The organism is Tetzosporium hominis (assembly GCF_002265435.1).
Taxonomy (GTDB): Bacteria; Bacillota; Bacilli; order Bacillales_A; family Planococcaceae; genus Chryseomicrobium; species Chryseomicrobium hominis.
Genome location: NZ_NOKQ01000262.1, coordinates 1 through 236, shown reverse-complemented (window position 1 = coordinate 236; position 236 = coordinate 1). Strand labels below are relative to the sequence as shown.

The 236-nt window shown below is 44.5% G+C and carries 1 pseudogene; it reads left to right on the top strand.

The annotated features are described in order from the left end of the window. A pseudogene (locus tag CF394_RS11955) lies at nt 1-236 on the top strand (multidrug transporter MatE); the annotation flags it as partial.

The following is a 236-nucleotide window of genomic DNA, read 5'->3' as shown; positions in this document are numbered from 1 at the left end:
ATTTGAATTGGATATGGCTGTGCTGATTTCCTTGTTTGTCCTCGTCGTGAGTGATGTGGTTGTGCTTGTTTATTTATATTCACAATTTATCATGGCGAGGCGGGCGGTATCCGGCCAGCAGCACATTCATTTGCGCGGAAAGGATGTAAGAAAAAGACTGCTTGCCGTTTCCATTCCTACAACAGGGCTGCGCATTTTTCATGCGGTTGTCAATGCGATTGAACCCTTTTTAGTAA